We start from the raw sequence: 16,534 nt of genomic DNA on the forward strand, positions 1-16,534 counted from the left end.
AGTTGTTTTAATAGGGTGAAAATACCTTTAGAAATTAATATTGAAACCGATACGATAGCTTCTGGCCTGAGGATAAACTCCCCGGTCTATACCAACATTCAATGGAGAAGAAGCACCTATTTCCGGATCGAAGCCACTATAACTGGTAAGGGTGTACAGGTTATCAGCAGATACATACACACGGGTTTTAGAAAGCCCGACCTTCTGTAGTAATTGGCTAGGCAGATTGTATCCTACCTGCACATTTTTTATTCGCAAGTAAGAACCATCTTCAACATATAGATCCGAAATCCTGGTCCAGTTTTGATTGCTATCATTCCAGGAGAAACGCGGCATCTCATTAGAAGTACCTTCACCATTCCAACGATTAAGATACTTTACCGGCATGTTTGTCATTTTCAGATCATGTCTGCGAGTAGCATTGAAAATATCATTACCAATAGTCCCCTGCATGAATATTGAAATATCGAACTCTTTATAGTCTGCCCCCAGGTTGATTCCATAAGTAGCATCAGGCGTTGGATTCCCAATCATGGTCCGATCGGCATCATTGATAACTCCATCACCATTCAGATCTCGGAAACGCACATCTCCGGGTACGGCATTCCCTTGGATAGGAGTACCATTTTTTGAATAATTATTAATCTCCTGTTGGTTTTGGAAGATTCCATCGGTCTCATACCCCCAGAAATAACCGATTGGGTACCCTTCTTCAGCCCGACTGACAATACCAAAGGTTGAAAAGCCAGCACCGGTTATCACTCCTTCGGCATTCCCGATATGAGTCACTTCATTCTGGTTGAAAGCAACATTAGCACCTATACTATAGCTAAACTCCTCGCCATAGTTTCGATAGGTAACACTAAGTTCGACCCCCTCATTTTGGACACTTCCACCATTAACAATTGGAGGATTAGCACCTACATGTCCAAGTATTGGAGCTTCGACTAATAGACCTTTTGTTTCTTTGAGATAGTAGTCAGAAGTAATCATCACCTTATCATCAAAGAGGCCAAGATCAATTCCAATATTAAACTGCTCCGAAGTTTCCCACTTCAACCCTGGATTTGATATCCTTGCCGGCACTGAACCTGTAACAAACTTTTCGTCTGCACCAAAGGTATATCCGTTACCAGCTGCAATAGTGGAGGTATAGGCAAAATTACCTATGTTCTGATTTCCATTCTGCCCCCATGAAGCACGTAGCTTCAATAGATTTATGATCTCCATCTCCTCCATAAAACGCTCATTACTAGCTACCCATCCAGCAGAAACCGAGGGGAAAACAGCATATCGATTATCCGGTCCAAACTTGGAGGATCCATCAACCCTTACAATCCCCGTTAAAAGATATTTTTCATCAAAGTTGTATGAAGCCCGACCAAAATATGAGAGTAACTTTTCGTTGTAAGCTCCTCCTGTTGTACGCATAGATTCTTCATCAGAAGCAACATTAATCCATGCATTTTCCGGATCCGACATTAAGAGTCCCGCCTTAGAACCAAAGAGATCTTCTCCATGAACCTTCTGCGCAGTAACCCCACCTAACATCTTTATGTTATGTTTATCAAAATCCTGCTCGTATGAAATCGTATTTTCAAAGTTCCATGTGAAATATCGGCTCTCCGTTTTACTTACAAGCGAGCTGCTACTATTCTGTGCTGCATTTAAATAATACACAGGACTATAGTTATCATTCTTCACAAAAGCGGCGTCAATACCCAAAGTACTCTTTACTACTAAATTGGGAAGCACTTCATACTCGGCATATAAATTATTTACCAGTTTGTCTACTTGTGTACTACCATGCGTAGTTTCAAGGCGAGCTAAGGGATTGACAATCTCCTGCGTTACATAGTTTGAAATACCGTAGTAACGGCCGTCATTTTGAACAGCATGTTCTGGGTAACTTTGCAAGTCTTGCTCATCCGTTTCATAGATGGGCGTAAGCGGGTCCATATTTAATGCATTACTCAATGGAGATCCCCATTCACTATTACTCAGAACTGCCTTACGATCTATTCGGCTGTAATTAAGGCTGTTCCCAAACTTAAATACCTCACTAACTTCGTTATCCAACTTCAAATTAAGTGTATAGCGGTCAAATTGTGACTTTTCTGCACCCACAATTCCTTCCTGAGAAAAATAGGATAACCCAGAAGAATAAGTTGTTTTGTCATTACCCCCTGAAATCGTTACCTGATGATTCATCATCGGCGCATTCTCATTAAATACAGCAGACTGCCAGTCGGTACCTCCCGAAACATTTTGCCCAACAGGAAATGGCATACTTAAGCCTGCGTTTGCTGCTCCTTCATTCATCATCATCATATATTGCTGGGCATTCAACACATTCATCTCCTTCCACGCATTCTGGATACCGGCATATCCCTCATAAGATACTTTCGTTTCTCCAGCTTGTCCTGATTTTGTAGTAATTAGTACTACCCCATTTGCAGCCCGTGCCCCATAAATAGCAGCAGATGCTGCATCTTTTAATACCTCCATAGATTCTATAGATCCAGGATTTAAATAATCAATACCGTTTACAGGCTGTCCATCTACAACATATAATGGGCTGGCATCTCCTGTGGTGCCCGCACCTCGAATTCGCACTGTGGGCATTTCACCCGGCTGGCCAGACTGATTCGCAACATAAACACCTGCACTACGACCCTGGAGCGCCTGTTCAACGCGCAATACCGGTGCTTCTTCAATATCCTCGCTGCTTACCGAAGAAACCGATCCCGTTATTTCGCTTCTTTTCTTAGTACCATACCCTACTACAACTATTTCATCGCCCGTTGACAGGACCGACTCTTCAAGCATTACATCTATCACTCTTCGTCCCTGAACTGGAATTTCCTGTGTCTGAAATCCGAGAAATGAAACCACCAATGTATCATTTTCACTAACAGAAGTGAGAGCATACTCTCCATTATTATTTGTGGAAGTACCCCTTGTTGTTCCCTTGAGCATTATGTTAACACCGGGCAACCGTTCACCGGCATCACTACTTCTCACTGTCCCCGTTACAGTGTCTGCTTTAGTCGCAGATATCATTTCCAGAGGCTGAGCAGAAATAACAAAGGTCCGCTTGTCCAGATATGATGAAACTAACCCATGAGGGGCAAGAAGTGACTTGATCTCTTGTCGTAATGTTTGTTCTGCTTTAGATTTTACCGAACTAAACTTCCCCGAGATAAGACTAGAACTGTAGAAAAAAGAAATATTATATTCCTCTTCAAGCTGGTTAAGCCGTGTTTCTAATGCTACTCTTTCCTCTGCAACGTAATTTAAGCCAATATTTTCACTCGAAACATATTGGGTGTCCTGTTTAGCCCACATTGTATTAATACCACACAGTACAATAAACAGAACTGACAAAAGGTATCTATTCGTTTTCATATCATTACAATTTTCTAGAGTTCTTTATTAATTATGCAAAACTAGCTCACTCAAAGACTTACTTTTTTTCCACAAACAGTGTTTTATTTCTTTTGATAATTTTGACATTCATCGTTTTTGATATCCCCTCTATGAGGTGGTTTAAGTCTAAATTCCGGAATTTGCCCGTCAGTTTTTCCGTAAGAAGATGCTTCTGCTTAACCTTTACCTTAACATCATAGGTGAATTCAATTCGCTTTATCAGCTCGGAGAAAGGGGTATTATCCAAAACCAAGCTATCAGTAGACCAGGAAGTATATACCTTGGGATTAACATTGCTTACCTCGATTTTATCCATCCCTTTAGCAAGAAGGGCAAGCTCTCCCGGCTCCATTTCGTACTGTATTGCATCTTTATCGGGAGCCCCCTTGTTTTCTAAGCGTACACGACCTTCAGCAAGAACTACCCTGGTTTGCTCACCGCTTGTATTTACGGCGAACTCTGTTCCTAAAACCGATACATCCCCATCGGGGGTGTGAACAATAAAGGTCCTGGAGTTAGAGTCCGATTTACGGGTTATGTTAAAGAATGCCTCTCCCTCTAGCCATACTTCTACTGCATTGCTACCTTTTACATTTTCTGGCATACGCATTGTTGAATGGGCATTCATCACTATCTCGGAACCATCAGAATAGTGTACTGCCGTTCGTTCGCCGTACTCTGTAGTTAATGTTCTATATGCGATCGAGGAGGCCTGGCTATTTTCAGTTCCGTCGTTCTGAAAAAATGCTTGCCGGCCAATAAAACCAACGAGGAGTAAAATACCTGCTGCCGCAGCCATTGTTGCCCAAACCACTTTCTTATGCTGTTTTCGAATTGCATTTAATGGCTTGAAATATTTTTCGCTTTCAATACGCGCCATTAATTTTTGCAGCTCCGGTTCAGCGTTAGGAGCGGATACTGTTTCAACTCCATCTTTTAACAACTCGCGACCTTGCTTTACAAGTTCGGCATACTCTGCCTTTTCTTGCATCCATTCAGACCACTGGGCCTCTTCATTCTCCGAAGCAGTCCCTTTTAGAAACCTGATGAATGAATCATCAAGTAGTAATTCGGAGAGTTTTTTCGACATCTGCATTCCTCTTTTCGTTAAGTTAACCTCGATTGCACCCTTAAAGAGGAAGTCAAATCTCATTTCTACTCAATTTTTTTCAAGAAAAATGAAATATTTTTTTGCAAACACATAAGTAACTGAGCGACATGACGTTACAGCCCTATCCTAGTCTCAAAAAATTTATTTATTCAAGATATTTCGGAGTTTTTTTATAGCATCTGACAAAATATTGTAGATACTTTGTGCGCGAACTTGCATTACCCCTGTCATTTCTTGCGTAGACAGCCCCTCAAAATATTTCAAAAAAATAGCTTCCCGTTGACGAGGAGTCAGACCTTTTATTGCTTCCTTAACCTTTCCTTTTTTTTCCTTCTTAATATCAAGAACCTCAACCCATTTGTCGTACTTAAAATGAATTTGAAATTCTTCCAATGAATATTCCTCATGTCTCTTTTCTCGCCGTACACTGGCCGATTTCTCATTTAATATCTCGCGCCGAAGTGAAACAAATAAATAAGCTCGCACCGACTGTACCTCTGTCAATCTCTCTCTGTATTTCCAAAGCTGATAAAAAACTTCCTGAATAGCATCACGCACTTTCTGATCATTAGCTACAATCCTGTAGCCGTACCCATAAAGTGAATCAAAGTATTTGTTAAAAATTGCAGCAAGTGCCTTCTTATTGCCTTGGCGAATTTCTTCCCAAAGCAAATCGTTGGCAATGCTCTTACTTTCATGCTGTTCAGATCCCATTAATTTCCCGGACCCATCAAATTATTATTTCATTTACCCTATCCAATACTATTTAGAAAAAGGAAGGAATGATTTTAACCCTACCAATTGGTTAATAAGTAACCATCATTTTTTCCTAAAAGCATTTATAAACTATTATAGCAAAATATTTATACAAAATATTTAATAAACCATCTTGATTGTTGCCAATACTAGCATTAGATTCTGTCAGTTTCGTCGTTCTGAAATTTATTACTGACCGTGCTTCCCAGTTCCCTTTTACTGAAAAGGCATTAAATAAGGTCAGCAGCTTTTAACCAGCAATATTTTAAATTTCAGGACTTTATTTATGTTACAGCTTCCGAACCGATATAGTAGCCTTAGAAGGCGAACCCCTTTTATAATTGGGATTACTCTGAGCGTTATACTTTTTTGTTTAGGAATAAGTACACCCATTTTCGCTCAATCCTATTTAGACGCATCTCTATCAATTGATGATCGGGTTGAAGATCTTCTCAACCGAATGACTGTTGAGGAGAAAGTTGGGCAAATGACACAGCTGAATATTACCCTAATAAACAATACCGGGGAGCAACGTAATGTTGAGCTTAATGCCCAAAAGGCAAGAGAACTTCTCACCAAACATCATATCGGATCTTTTCTTAACGGTGAAGCGGTTCCTCCTGGTCAATGGGTTAAATATGTGAAAGATCTCCAGCAAATTGCTGTTGAAGAAACCCGACTTGGTATCCCCATCATATATGGCATCGACCATATTCATGGAGCTAGCTATGTTCAGGGCAGCACCATATTCCCACACAATATTAATATTGGTGCTACTTTTAATCCTAGTAATTCCTATAACAATGGTAAGATAACCGCCTTAGAGTCAGCACCTTTGGGCCATACCTGGAACTTTGCCCCTGTTCTCGACCTGGGACGTAACCCGTACTGGGCGCGCCAGTATGAAACCTTCGGAGAAGATCCATACCTCGCCTCTCAGTTGGGGAAGGCATACGTTACCGGTTACCAAAAGAAACACACAAAAACAGTCCCTTACGGTCTGGCGGCAACAGCCAAACATTTTATTGGTTATTCTGTACCCCGCTCAGGTTGGGACCGCACCCCGGTAAATCTTTCGATGCAAGCACTTCACGAATTTCATCGTCCATCTTTTCAGGCTGCAATTGATGCTGGAGTTAAGACCATAATGGTAAACAGTGGTGAAGTGAACGGGATCCCAGTACATGCATCTAAAAAACTACTCACCAACCTACTTCGTGATGAGATGGGTTTTGAAGGGGTAGCGGTAACTGATTGGGATGATATTGGAAAACTTGTCGATTATCACAAAACAGCTCGTAATTATGAAGAGGCAACATATCAGGCCGTAAATGCCGGAATTGACATGAGCATGACACCGACTTCTTTAAAATTTAATGAAAGCCTGCTCAGCTTAGTCGACAAAGGCAAAATAAGTGAACAGCGTCTTAATAAATCGGTGAAGCGTATCTTGCGACTAAAGTTTGAACTCGGATTATTTGAGCATCCCTATCCATCAGAAAAGGGGCTAAACGATATTGGAAGTGACAGCCATAAAAATATTGCTTTACAGGCAGCCCAAGAATCAATGGTACTATTGAAAAATGACAATAATACGCTTCCCCTAACTAAAGAGATCAATCAAATTTTAGTAGTGGGTCCATCAGCAAATGACAAAAGTAACCTGGCCGGTGGTTGGACAATCGCCTGGCAAGGGGCTTCTGAAGTTCGCTATCCTGATTCTATGCCTACTATTACAGAGGCCATCACAGATAGATTTTCTAATGCTGAAGTTGTAAGTATGGATTCTATAGGAACCCCGGGATCTGAGCTCCGCAACAAATTTAATAAGGCGATCAAAGCTTCCGATGCCGTTATCATTGCTGCCGGAGAAAATCCTTATACAGAGTTTGTAGGGAATATCACCAATCTCAAACTGGCCGAAAAACAACTTGAAATTATCAAGACTGTTAACAGCTATAACAAACCTTCAGTATTAGTGTTAGTAGAAGGCAGACCACGAGTAATAACAGAAATCGTTGACGAAACAGATGCTATTCTCTGGGCAGGACTTCCCGGCTTTGAAGGGGCAAAAGCAATAACAGATGTTATAAGTGGAGACTATAATCCCAGTGGTAAACTCCCATTTTCTTATCCGCAATTTGTAGGACATACAACACCTTACAATCACAAATCTAGTGCCGTCTACTTTTTTGATGCTGATGTTGCCAATAATATTGAACAAGCAAACAAAACTACTGCACTTTGGAGTTTTGGTCATGGTCTCAGCTATACCGACTACAGCTACGAATCCCTGACTATGGAAGATAGCACCTATAACGAATCAGAAACAGTTACTGCAAATATCACTGTCACAAACACTGGTGATATTGCCGGTACTGAGACTGTCTTATGGTATTTTTCAGATAACGTCGGTACGATCACACGACCAGTTAAAGAACTGGTCAAGTTCCAGCGTGTACATCTAAAAGCGGGTGAAAGCAAAGAAGTTACGCTTACACTAGACCCCCAAAAGCAATTATCATATCCTAACGCTAATGGAGAACAAATACTTGAAGAAGGATATTTTAATTTATACGTCGGTGAAGAATCGCAAAGATTTTACATAAAGACTAACAGATCGAGTGCCTCTGCAGATTAATTCTGCAATACTCTTTATCTAAACTTTTAATAATTGGCGGGGAGAATCATATCTCTCCGCCATCAACACTTGTAACGCCCTCTGTGCTATTTGTACCGGCACTTATTAGAGGGCACTCCCGACAAGCCATTATCCCCCGAGAACTTTATGGGGTCGCCAAAGATATTATTCAAAAGCATTAATCTATATCAAGGAACATCGATCAAAGATCGACCCTGACCAATCGTTGAGATCATATATTTTTCGTGTTGCGTATACCCGTATATTGAAACATCATCGAGACTACAAAAAGTTTAGTAATGATGAAAAAGCACCAGATTAGGAGTTAAAACTGACGCCCGGAGATCGTGCTCACGAATCAAGTTTACAGAAAGAGATAGCACAAACTATAGAGAAGATGCCCGAAAACGTGGAATAGTATTCCGCCCCTAATGATGATATTTGTGATATTGGATTGCAACCATCATTTAATCTGCGTATCCTATTTTTATTATCCTAAAATGGCTAGTTAACATCACTAATCAACAGCTTTACAATACAGCGCTACCTTTCTGGGATTATAATACATCTCCGCTTCAACAATTGCTTTACCTATGTTTCGAACCTATTCCTATCTTTTACTTTTCTTGCCCTTACTTTTAGTTTCCTGCCAATCAACAGATCGATCTGTAGGCGAACCATCACTAGATCAAGAAACGGATCAAATATTGGCAGTTTTCCCAGAGCTCGAATTAAGGGATAGTACTAGCGGCTCAAATATAGAGCAGAATGATTCTACCCATTTCATTGATCATATTTATTACCACAAAGGGAAAAATGCTCCATTTACAGGCAGCATGGTAAATAAAACCTGGAATGACACTCTTAAAGCGAAAGGGTTTTTTGAGGAGGGAAGAATTCAACGATTTGTCTCCTGGTACCCAAATGGAAACATGAACTCAGAAATGATTGTAACCCCAGACAGTACCGATGCGAAATATATAACTACAACCTGGCATCATTCCGGAACGCTAAAATCCAAGTATAACAGGCATTCTGGCAAACGATATTTTGAAAGTGGTACATTAAAATCAAAATGGAATAAAAACAGAGCCTTTGATTTCTGGGAAAATGGAAACCCTAAAGCTATCTGGCCACTGGAAAAAGATGGGGAAATCTCTTTTTATCATGGTGAATTTACGGCCTGGAATCCCAACAACACAATTTCAACCAAAGGTATATTTAAAGACGGTCGCAAACATGGCAAATGGGTCTACCGAGATAGTACCGGCAGTATAGAAAAAATAATCATCTATAAAAATGGTAAAGCAGACTCCACAATAAGTCCCACCCAACAGTAGTTTCATACCATATTTAACTATTGAATGCCTCTACTTTTATTTTAAGACAAATGTAATAGGCAAACTATACTGTACACATACTGCATTGCCACGCTGCCTTCCCGGTTCAAATTGAGCAAGATTTACAACCCGAAGAGCCTCCTGATCACAGCCACCCCCAATTCCGCGTATCACCTTGGGATCTTCTACCTCTCCCTTTTTATTAACTACAAACTGTACAATTACTCGGCCTTCAATGCCTGCCATACGGGCATTCTTAGGATATTCAATATGTTTTTGTATCGATTCCAAGCCTCCTTTTAACTTCGGCATCTGCTCTACAGCGACAAAGAAGTTCTCTTCATCTTCGATGGGTTCTTCGGCCGTTTCCTTAGGTGGGGGGGGCAATCGGTCTACTTCTTGATCTATATCAAGTTCAGAATCAAGATTTAAAATTTGTTCCTCTATAATTTCATCATTGGGCACCTCTACAGGCGCTATAGGACGAGGAGGAGGGGGCGGCGTATGCTCTTGTCTCGTTTGCTCAATATCTTCCATGACAATGGCTTCACTTTGCTCATGGAACGTAATTTCTGTTTCCCCACCGCCACCAATAGGCAACTTGGTAAGAGCTACAAAAATGAGCAAACTCATGATTAATCCGCTTTCAAAGAAAAGCGTATAATACTTTTCGAGGTTCGATTTATTTTTAATAGGCATCATGGGAACCTCCTATTTAATATTTCAGGGTACCATCCTTTTTAAACATAACACCTATTTAAGATTTATGATTCCTTTATCTTAAATAAAGATGATTTTATTATTTCGATCGAATAATACTACGTTGAATCTATCCATTTCCTGGTTTGGTGATCAAATGAACCTCCCTGAAAATCTTAAGCGCTTCCAGGTAACACATTTCTCCTTCAACATTGAAGTTATACTCTCCAAAGGTCTTGTCTGGTCAAAAATGGCGGGTGATAACAAGGGCAAAAGGTATATCAAACAAAACATAAATCCTTGATTGAGTGACCAGGAATAGGAAAGCAACTCGAAGAAAAACAATAGTTAATTCATTATTATTCAGTTGTAAACTCCTTGATATATTCAGATTTGGTAACAACTATTTGTGAAGTGAACAGTATTCTTTTTGTGTATCTGGATGTAATCAAGAGTACTTCAAATTTATAGGAGGAATGCTAAAACCCCGCAATACATTATTACTGCAACAGCCAACGATCATCTTGTAACGCAAATAACAATTATATGTCACAAATGGCTAAGGAGTTATCGACAAAAGAAGTTGTTTCAAAAATTGAAAAAGAAAACGTACAACTTATAGATATCCGTCCCATTGCCGCATATAATGGCTGGGCGCTAGAAGGTGAACAAAGAGGGGGGCATATTCCCGGCGCCAAAAGCATTCCCCTGCAATGGACAGGTTACATGGATTGGGTAGAAGTACTGGAAGAAAAGAATATCACTAAGAATCTTCCTATTATTATTTATGGTTATTCGGGTAACACCGCCAGTACAATGGCTCATAAAATGAGAGAGTTGGGATATGGCGAATTATTTATCTATAACAGTTTTGTCACTGAGTGGTCAGCTGATGAAGCCCTCTCTCTGGAACAGCTAGCACGATACCAGCAATTGGTTTATCCTGACTGGGTTAATCAACTTATTAAAGGAAATACACCTCCCAAATATGATAATGATGATTTCGTTATCTGTCATAGCCATTATGACAATATCGAAGATTACCATCGCGGGCATATCCCCGGAGCCATCCCCATAGACACCAATAGTCTGGAATCTACAGAAACGTGGAACCGCCGCTCTCCTGACGAGTTAAAAGAAACTCTTGAAAAGTTGGGTATTCATCATGACACAACAGTTGTACTGTATGGTCGGTTTTCAGCTCCTACTTTTAATGAAGAAAAGTTCCCGGGCAAAAGTGCCGGTCATCTGGGTGCTCTTCGTTGTGCTGCTATAATGCTGTATGCCGGTGTCAACGATGTGCGCATTCTTAATGGAGGAATTACCAGCTGGGAAACAAAACAGCTGCCACTATCAACAGAAGCTATTAGCCCCACTCCCATTAATGATTTTGGGGCTGATATACCCGGTTGCCCTGAAATAATGATAGATCCCCCGGAGGCAAAGGAACTACTGGCTGCCGATGATGGTGACCTAGTCAGCATCCGCAGCTGGGAGGAATTTATCGGTGAACGGAGCGGTTATCACTATATTAAAAAGAAAGGACGCATCCCCGGAGCTATTTTCGGTAACTGTGGTAGTGATGCCTACCATATGGAAAACTATCGCAACTTTGATCATACTATGAGAGAGTTTCAGGAAGTTGAACAAGCATGGAAAGAGGGGGGAATAATAGCCGATAAACATATTGCTTTTTACTGCGGAACAGGATGGCGCGGCAGTGAAGCATTCTGGAACGCCTGGCTAATGGGATGGCCTAATGTATCGGTTTATGATGGCGGATGGTACCAATGGTGTAATAATCCCAATAATCCTGTTGAAACCGGTATCCCCGAACAAGCACCGAAGTCCCAAAAAACGATGGCTCAATAGTCAGTTTGAGCATTTTCTGCTTATATATTTCAATACAATCGAGTAACCTATGAACCCCAACATTGCATTACAACTCCCTCGGTGCTTATGCTTAACAGTTATTGCCTGACAGTTTTGTTGAAACAACCATCCTCTTTCAGCTGCTATTATGAAGATCTAACCATTTATGGCTTTGGATTTTTTTCTGCAGGAATTCCTTTCTTTATGGCTAAATTCATGATATTTTCCCCGCTATTTTCAAAGACATTTTGATCAGTACAAATTTTAACGATTTTAGTTACTCACTATCATGCTTTCAGACCGATCTTTTATACCGTCTCCTGGTAAGATCATACAAGGATTGAAAGGCTATCTTTTAACTATGGTTCTACTACTAATAGTATCTGGAACCGGCCAAGCACAACAGGCCCAAACATTGGATACCCTCGTTGTATCAAAAGAGATGTTGGTTTCCTCAAGCCGTATTCCACAAACAGCCGCTGGATCAGGGCGCAATATTACTATCATTCCCGCTAAAACGATAAGAAATTTACCCGTTCATACTACTGATGAAGTACTTCGTTATGCATCAGGAATTGAGGTGCAATCCCGAGGTGCTTTTGGCACACAGTCTGATTTTAGTATTCGAGGCAGCTCTTTCTCCCAGGTATTGGTGATGGTTGATGGTATGAGACTCAACGATCCACTTACTGCTCACTATAGTTCAAATATTCCCGTCGCACCTTCAGAAATTGCACGCATTGAGGTGCTTCATGGGCCGGCTGCCGCACAATATGGTGCTGACGCTGTTGGGGGAGTTATCAATATTGTTACCCGAAGTTTTAGTCAAAAAAATAGCTCACAAAAAACTGATGCAAAACTAAAAGTTGGTTATGGCCAAAATGATTTAAAAATCGGGCAGGGCGGCTTTTTCTATTCCAATTCCAATTATAGAATTGCAGGCGGTGGTATGTGGTTTAACACTCCCGGCCAAGAGTTAACCCCAAACTATACCAACTATTTTAATATCGGAAAAGCCTCTCTATCGGCCGGTTTTGATTTGGGTAATGGTTGGGACCTTGCAACACGCGCTGCATACGACTATCGAGATTATAACGCTAAGTATTTTTATACAGCTAGTCCCTATGATGAAGCCACAGACCACACTAAAGCCTGGTGGACCCAGCTTAAACTTACTAAGCAAAGTGATGGTGCCTTAACAACACTCAAGGGGGCCTACAAGCACAACACTGACGATTTTGTCTTTAATCCTGCTTTCCCCGCAAACCATCACACTACCAAGCTGTTGAATCTTCAGCTTTTCCAGTATCGCAAACTTTCCGAACAGTGGTCGCTTACCTATGGTGCCCAAACAACTGCTCGTAACATCCGCAGTAACGACCGCGGCAACCACAGTGATTGGCATTACGCCGGCTTCTCAATGGCAGAGTGGAAACCAAACAGCGCCTTTACGCTGACCGGAAGCCTGCGCCTTGATCATGATGAAAACTACGGCAGTGAATTAATGCCGCAGCTGAGCGCTTCTTATGATCTGGACAATTGGATTGTTCGTGCTTCAGGGGGGCGTAGTATCCGATCGGCCAGCTATACTGAACGTTATATTTCTACAAACTTGACCGGACCACTGTCAGCTGGCCGTAATCTCGGGAATCCTGATTTAAAAGCGGAACGTTCATGGTCAGGAGAAGTTGGTTTTGATTTTATAGGTCTGTCGAACATTCGATTTTCTGCTACCGGATTTCTTCGGTCATCACAAAACCTAATTGACTATGTGGAAACCAACTCTTCCAATATTCCCAATAATGATAACCTGGCCGGCAACACAAATTACCTCTATGCCCAAAATCTAAGCAATGTAGAAACAGTGGGGGTTGAAACTGAATTGACCATCCGCAAAGATTTAGGAGCCAATTGGTTACTCAGCAGCCGTATTGGATATACTTTTGCCAACTTAGTTAATGATCAAAATATAGACTCGAAATATATCGCAAACTATGCGCGCCACTTAATCAATACAACGGTATCTCTTCGGAAAGGCCATGCAAAGGTAGCATTAACGGGACTTTGGAAGGATCGCGACGCTGATCAAGCAACTCAAATTAATGCCTTCAAGGCATCAAGGTATAGTGTTTGGAATCTGAAAGTTGATTATAACTTCTATCAAAACTTCACTGTTGGTATAGAAGCTGATAATCTTTTTGACAAAAACTACCAAGATATTCTCGGGGCACGTATGCCCGAACGCTGGATCATGGGTACCCTTAGCTGGGAACTATAACCTCTTTTGCTTGCCTATAGCCAAATCCCCGGAGCAACGTTTCGGGATGAGGTTTTGGGTTTTAACAGCTGAAAGGTAATACCGATTTACACCATCAATTAATCTGCCTAGCTCTCAATGGTAGGTTTTCTGACCAAGTTAGCTGTTTGTTATCAAATCCACTTTCAATAAGCCAGAGATATTTATCATAATCAACATTAAGCGCTACATGAGACCACGTTGGCTGTGTAATATATTTAAAAGCTGTACTGATATGATTGGTTTCCTCAACCAAACCCGGGGGCAATGAGTATTCTAAAGCTTCACGCAAACAGGTTGTCATAGATTTACGGATCTCATTACTTCTCGTAAGGTAGCGAGCCAGTTGTTATCCTAAATAGTTTAATGGCCGATCAATCACCACTTAAGGATTGCATTATTTCTCTTAAAGATATCGATTCACCCATGCAGCAGTAACAGATCCTACATAGCGGGCATCCTCTTCGTTGGTCATTAGGTGATCGGCATCATCCAAAGAGATAAAACTCTTTGGATGTTTCGCCAGTTGATAGATATGAGCTGCGTTATCGATTCCCACCGTTTTATCTACAGGGGAATGAAAAATAAGCAGTGGATTACCCAAATTTTTAATCACCTTGTTCATCTTCTGTTCTTTAAGGTCATCTAAAAACTGTTTTTTGATCGTAAAAATGCGACCTCCTAACTTTACCCGGGCCTTTCCCTGCTCTTTTATCTGCTCCATTTTGTCCATCAGATGACGGCTAACATGTTCAGGATTACAGGGTGCACCTATGGTTACCACGGCCTCTACTGAAGAGATCTGATGAGCTGCCTGCAAAACCGCAGCTCCGCCCAGCGAGTGTCCAATCAACATGCGAGGACTTGCCCATTCCGCATTCATAAAATCAGCGGCCGCTTTAAGGTCATCAATATTTGATGAAAAATTTGTATCCGCAAAATCCCCCTCACTCTCACCCAGACCAGTAAAATCAAAGCGAAAAACACCCATACCATGGTTGGTAAGAACACGGCTAATGCGTCCAACAGCCTTCAAGTTTTTACTGCAAGTAAAACAGTGGGCAAAAAGTACGGCCCCTTTAGAAAGACCATCATCGGGCTCATCAATACGCGCTGAAAGGTTCATATTCTGACTACCGGGAAATTCTATCTTATGGCTCTTCATTAAATAGTATTGAGTTAAAAATAAACCTTATGAGTAAATCCCTACTTTATCAAATCCTATTTTCTATTTCCATAGATTGGAGAATCCGGACAAAATACCAGCCAGTCAGATCAATTAGAGTCTTATTGGTGTTCATCTCCCATCCACGCAATACCGACTGCCATAAGCCAGAGAGTGGATTCCAATCAACAGTATTATTATATATGTTATGCGGTGTAGGTTGTATCACAGCATAGCTATTGTTATTTAGGATTTAATCTAGAAACCAACAGATATATGCTCAACTGGTTTAAAAGACGTCGTGAGAAAAATGATTCTTACGAGACAAATGAAGAATGGATCCGAGGGTTATCGGCACCAGTCGATGAAAATGCTGTGGAACAGCTACGCGAAAGGCTCATCCAGGGGCTCAAACCTGCACTCCACAAATATGTAGATCGCGAGTTAGATCAATTTGTTGAGGATGTCGCACAGGATGCCCTACTCAAGGTGTTGGATAACATCGATTCATTTCGGGGCGAGAGCAAACTTACTACCTGGGCTATGAAAATCGCAGTACGTGAAGGGCTTACCGAACTGCGTCGAAAAAAATATGATGATTCTTCTATTGAGGATTTTAAATATCCCGATGATGAGGGCCGAGATGAATTAACCTCATTAACATTTGCCACCGACCTGCCCGATCCTGAAGAGGCCACACATGAACAGCTTGTTTTAAAAAAGGTATTACGCATTATTAATGAAGAGCTAACCGATAAACAGCGAAAAGCTATGAAAGCATTGGTAATGAAGGGGCTATCAGGAACAGTAGTTGCCGAACAGATGGGAACAAATCGTAATGCGCTTTACAAGTTGGTCCATGATGCACGAATGAAAATCAAAAATCAGCTTGAAGTCGATGGTATCGATCCAGAAGAATTATTCAACGAATAGTAAGATTGTGTTATCTCTTGTTGTCAAAGTTTGTAAATGCAAGAACAAAAGATTATGAAGATCACAAAAGACGTTATAAAAAAGCTGATTAATGCTGCCTTTAATTCACATCCAGATGAAATTGGATGCGACGAATGCTTTGAGAAGCTAAATAAATTTGCGGAATTGGAACTTGAAGGAAAGTTGGCAGCAGAAGCTATGCCTTTGGTAGAAGACCATCTCAAAAGATGTAAAGAATGCCGTGAAGAATATGAAGCACTACTTGAAGCCCTTCGAACAATACAAAGATAAA

12 protein-coding genes are annotated in these 16,534 nt (G+C 41.0%); 6 read left to right on the plus strand and 6 right to left on the minus strand.

The annotated features are described in order from the left end of the window. Nucleotides 1–27: 27 nt before the first annotated feature. The 3 genes from FCN14_RS09020 to FCN14_RS09030 form a co-directional block, all read right to left on the minus strand. On the minus strand, nucleotides 28–3,408 hold the full coding sequence (locus FCN14_RS09020; protein ID WP_138430951.1) for a SusC/RagA family TonB-linked outer membrane protein: 3,381 nt from the start codon (nucleotides 3,406–3,408) through the stop codon (nucleotides 28–30). Between the two features lie 58 nt (nucleotides 3,409–3,466). Then, nucleotides 3,467–4,519, minus strand: coding sequence for a FecR family protein (locus FCN14_RS09025; RefSeq protein WP_171032869.1), 1,053 nt, complete (start codon nucleotides 4,517–4,519; stop codon nucleotides 3,467–3,469). 162 nt (nucleotides 4,520–4,681) lie between these two features. Beyond that, nucleotides 4,682–5,254 (minus strand): RNA polymerase sigma factor, encoded by a 573-nt coding sequence (locus FCN14_RS09030; protein ID WP_138430953.1) that lies wholly within the window; start codon nucleotides 5,252–5,254, stop codon nucleotides 4,682–4,684. 328 nt (nucleotides 5,255–5,582) lie between these two features. Here FCN14_RS09030 and FCN14_RS09035 point away from each other — a divergent pair, with 328 nt between their 5' ends. Together FCN14_RS09035 and FCN14_RS09040 are read left to right on the plus strand one after the other, a co-directional pair. Beyond that, nucleotides 5,583–7,937, plus strand: a complete 2,355-nt coding sequence (locus FCN14_RS09035; RefSeq protein ID WP_138430954.1) for a glycoside hydrolase family 3 N-terminal domain-containing protein — start codon at nucleotides 5,583–5,585, stop codon at nucleotides 7,935–7,937. Between the two features lie 593 nt (nucleotides 7,938–8,530). Beyond that, entirely contained in the window at nucleotides 8,531–9,277 is a 747-nt protein-coding gene (locus FCN14_RS09040) for a toxin-antitoxin system YwqK family antitoxin (protein ID WP_138430955.1), read from the plus strand. Between the two features lie 36 nt (nucleotides 9,278–9,313). Here the strand turns inward: FCN14_RS09040 and FCN14_RS09045 are convergent, their stop codons facing one another. Further along, the gene (locus FCN14_RS09045; RefSeq protein WP_138430956.1) at nucleotides 9,314–9,979 is read right to left on the minus strand and encodes an energy transducer TonB; all 666 of its coding nucleotides are present in this window, start codon (nucleotides 9,977–9,979) and stop codon (nucleotides 9,314–9,316) included. A gap of 543 nt (nucleotides 9,980–10,522) precedes the next feature. Between FCN14_RS09045 and FCN14_RS09050 the strand changes: the two genes are divergently transcribed. Beyond that, nucleotides 10,523–11,848 (plus strand): rhodanese-like domain-containing protein, encoded by a 1,326-nt coding sequence (locus FCN14_RS09050; RefSeq protein ID WP_212747610.1) that lies wholly within the window; start codon nucleotides 10,523–10,525, stop codon nucleotides 11,846–11,848. 361 nt (nucleotides 11,849–12,209) lie between these two features. After that, complete coding sequence (locus tag FCN14_RS09055) at nucleotides 12,210–14,126, plus strand: TonB-dependent receptor plug domain-containing protein (RefSeq protein ID WP_171032870.1); 1,917 nt, start codon at nucleotides 12,210–12,212, stop codon at nucleotides 14,124–14,126. A gap of 94 nt (nucleotides 14,127–14,220) precedes the next feature. Here the strand turns inward: FCN14_RS09055 and FCN14_RS09060 are convergent, their stop codons facing one another. Both FCN14_RS09060 and FCN14_RS09065 read right to left on the minus strand, forming a co-directional pair. Beyond that, complete coding sequence (locus tag FCN14_RS09060; protein ID WP_171032871.1) at nucleotides 14,221–14,448, minus strand: hypothetical protein; 228 nt, start codon at nucleotides 14,446–14,448, stop codon at nucleotides 14,221–14,223. A 102-nt stretch (nucleotides 14,449–14,550) separates the two neighbouring features. Continuing rightward, nucleotides 14,551–15,309 (minus strand): alpha/beta hydrolase family protein, encoded by a 759-nt coding sequence (locus FCN14_RS09065; RefSeq protein WP_138430959.1) that lies wholly within the window; start codon nucleotides 15,307–15,309, stop codon nucleotides 14,551–14,553. A gap of 276 nt (nucleotides 15,310–15,585) precedes the next feature. Between FCN14_RS09065 and FCN14_RS09070 the strand changes: the two genes are divergently transcribed. Both FCN14_RS09070 and FCN14_RS09075 read left to right on the plus strand, forming a co-directional pair. Then, on the plus strand, nucleotides 15,586–16,242 hold the full coding sequence (locus FCN14_RS09070) for an RNA polymerase sigma factor (RefSeq protein WP_138430960.1): 657 nt from the start codon (nucleotides 15,586–15,588) through the stop codon (nucleotides 16,240–16,242). A 54-nt stretch (nucleotides 16,243–16,296) separates the two neighbouring features. Further along, nucleotides 16,297–16,533 carry an anti-sigma factor family protein gene (locus tag FCN14_RS09075; RefSeq protein ID WP_138430961.1) on the plus strand — a complete coding sequence of 79 codons (237 nt, stop codon included), beginning with the start codon at nucleotides 16,297–16,299 and terminating at the stop codon, nucleotides 16,531–16,533. Nucleotide 16,534 lies beyond the last annotated feature (1 nt).

Origin of the sequence: Fodinibius saliphilus (assembly GCF_005869845.1) — a bacterium.
Taxonomy (GTDB): Bacteria; Bacteroidota; Rhodothermia; order Balneolales; family Balneolaceae; genus Fodinibius; species Fodinibius saliphilus.

What these genes read in the sequence shown, in the direction of transcription:
- FCN14_RS09020 (WP_138430951.1), bottom strand. Translation starts at nt 3,408, where the DNA reads ATGAAAACGAATAGATACCTTTTGTCAGTTCTGTTTATTGTACTGTGT.
- FCN14_RS09025 (WP_171032869.1), bottom strand. Translation starts at nt 4,519, where the DNA reads ATGTCGAAAAAACTCTCCGAATTACTACTTGATGATTCATTCATCAGG.
- FCN14_RS09030 (WP_138430953.1), bottom strand. Translation starts at nt 5,254, where the DNA reads ATGGGATCTGAACAGCATGAAAGTAAGAGCATTGCCAACGATTTGCTT.
- FCN14_RS09035 (WP_138430954.1), top strand. Translation starts at nt 5,583, where the DNA reads ATGTTACAGCTTCCGAACCGATATAGTAGCCTTAGAAGGCGAACCCCT.
- FCN14_RS09040 (WP_138430955.1), top strand. Translation starts at nt 8,531, where the DNA reads ATGTTTCGAACCTATTCCTATCTTTTACTTTTCTTGCCCTTACTTTTA.
- FCN14_RS09045 (WP_138430956.1), bottom strand. Translation starts at nt 9,979, where the DNA reads ATGATGCCTATTAAAAATAAATCGAACCTCGAAAAGTATTATACGCTT.
- FCN14_RS09050 (WP_212747610.1), top strand. Translation starts at nt 10,523, where the DNA reads ATGTCACAAATGGCTAAGGAGTTATCGACAAAAGAAGTTGTTTCAAAA.
- FCN14_RS09055 (WP_171032870.1), top strand. Translation starts at nt 12,210, where the DNA reads ATGGTTCTACTACTAATAGTATCTGGAACCGGCCAAGCACAACAGGCC.
- FCN14_RS09060 (WP_171032871.1), bottom strand. Translation starts at nt 14,448, where the DNA reads ATGACAACCTGTTTGCGTGAAGCTTTAGAATACTCATTGCCCCCGGGT.
- FCN14_RS09065 (WP_138430959.1), bottom strand. Translation starts at nt 15,309, where the DNA reads ATGAAGAGCCATAAGATAGAATTTCCCGGTAGTCAGAATATGAACCTT.
- FCN14_RS09070 (WP_138430960.1), top strand. Translation starts at nt 15,586, where the DNA reads ATGCTCAACTGGTTTAAAAGACGTCGTGAGAAAAATGATTCTTACGAG.
- FCN14_RS09075 (WP_138430961.1), top strand. Translation starts at nt 16,297, where the DNA reads ATGAAGATCACAAAAGACGTTATAAAAAAGCTGATTAATGCTGCCTTT.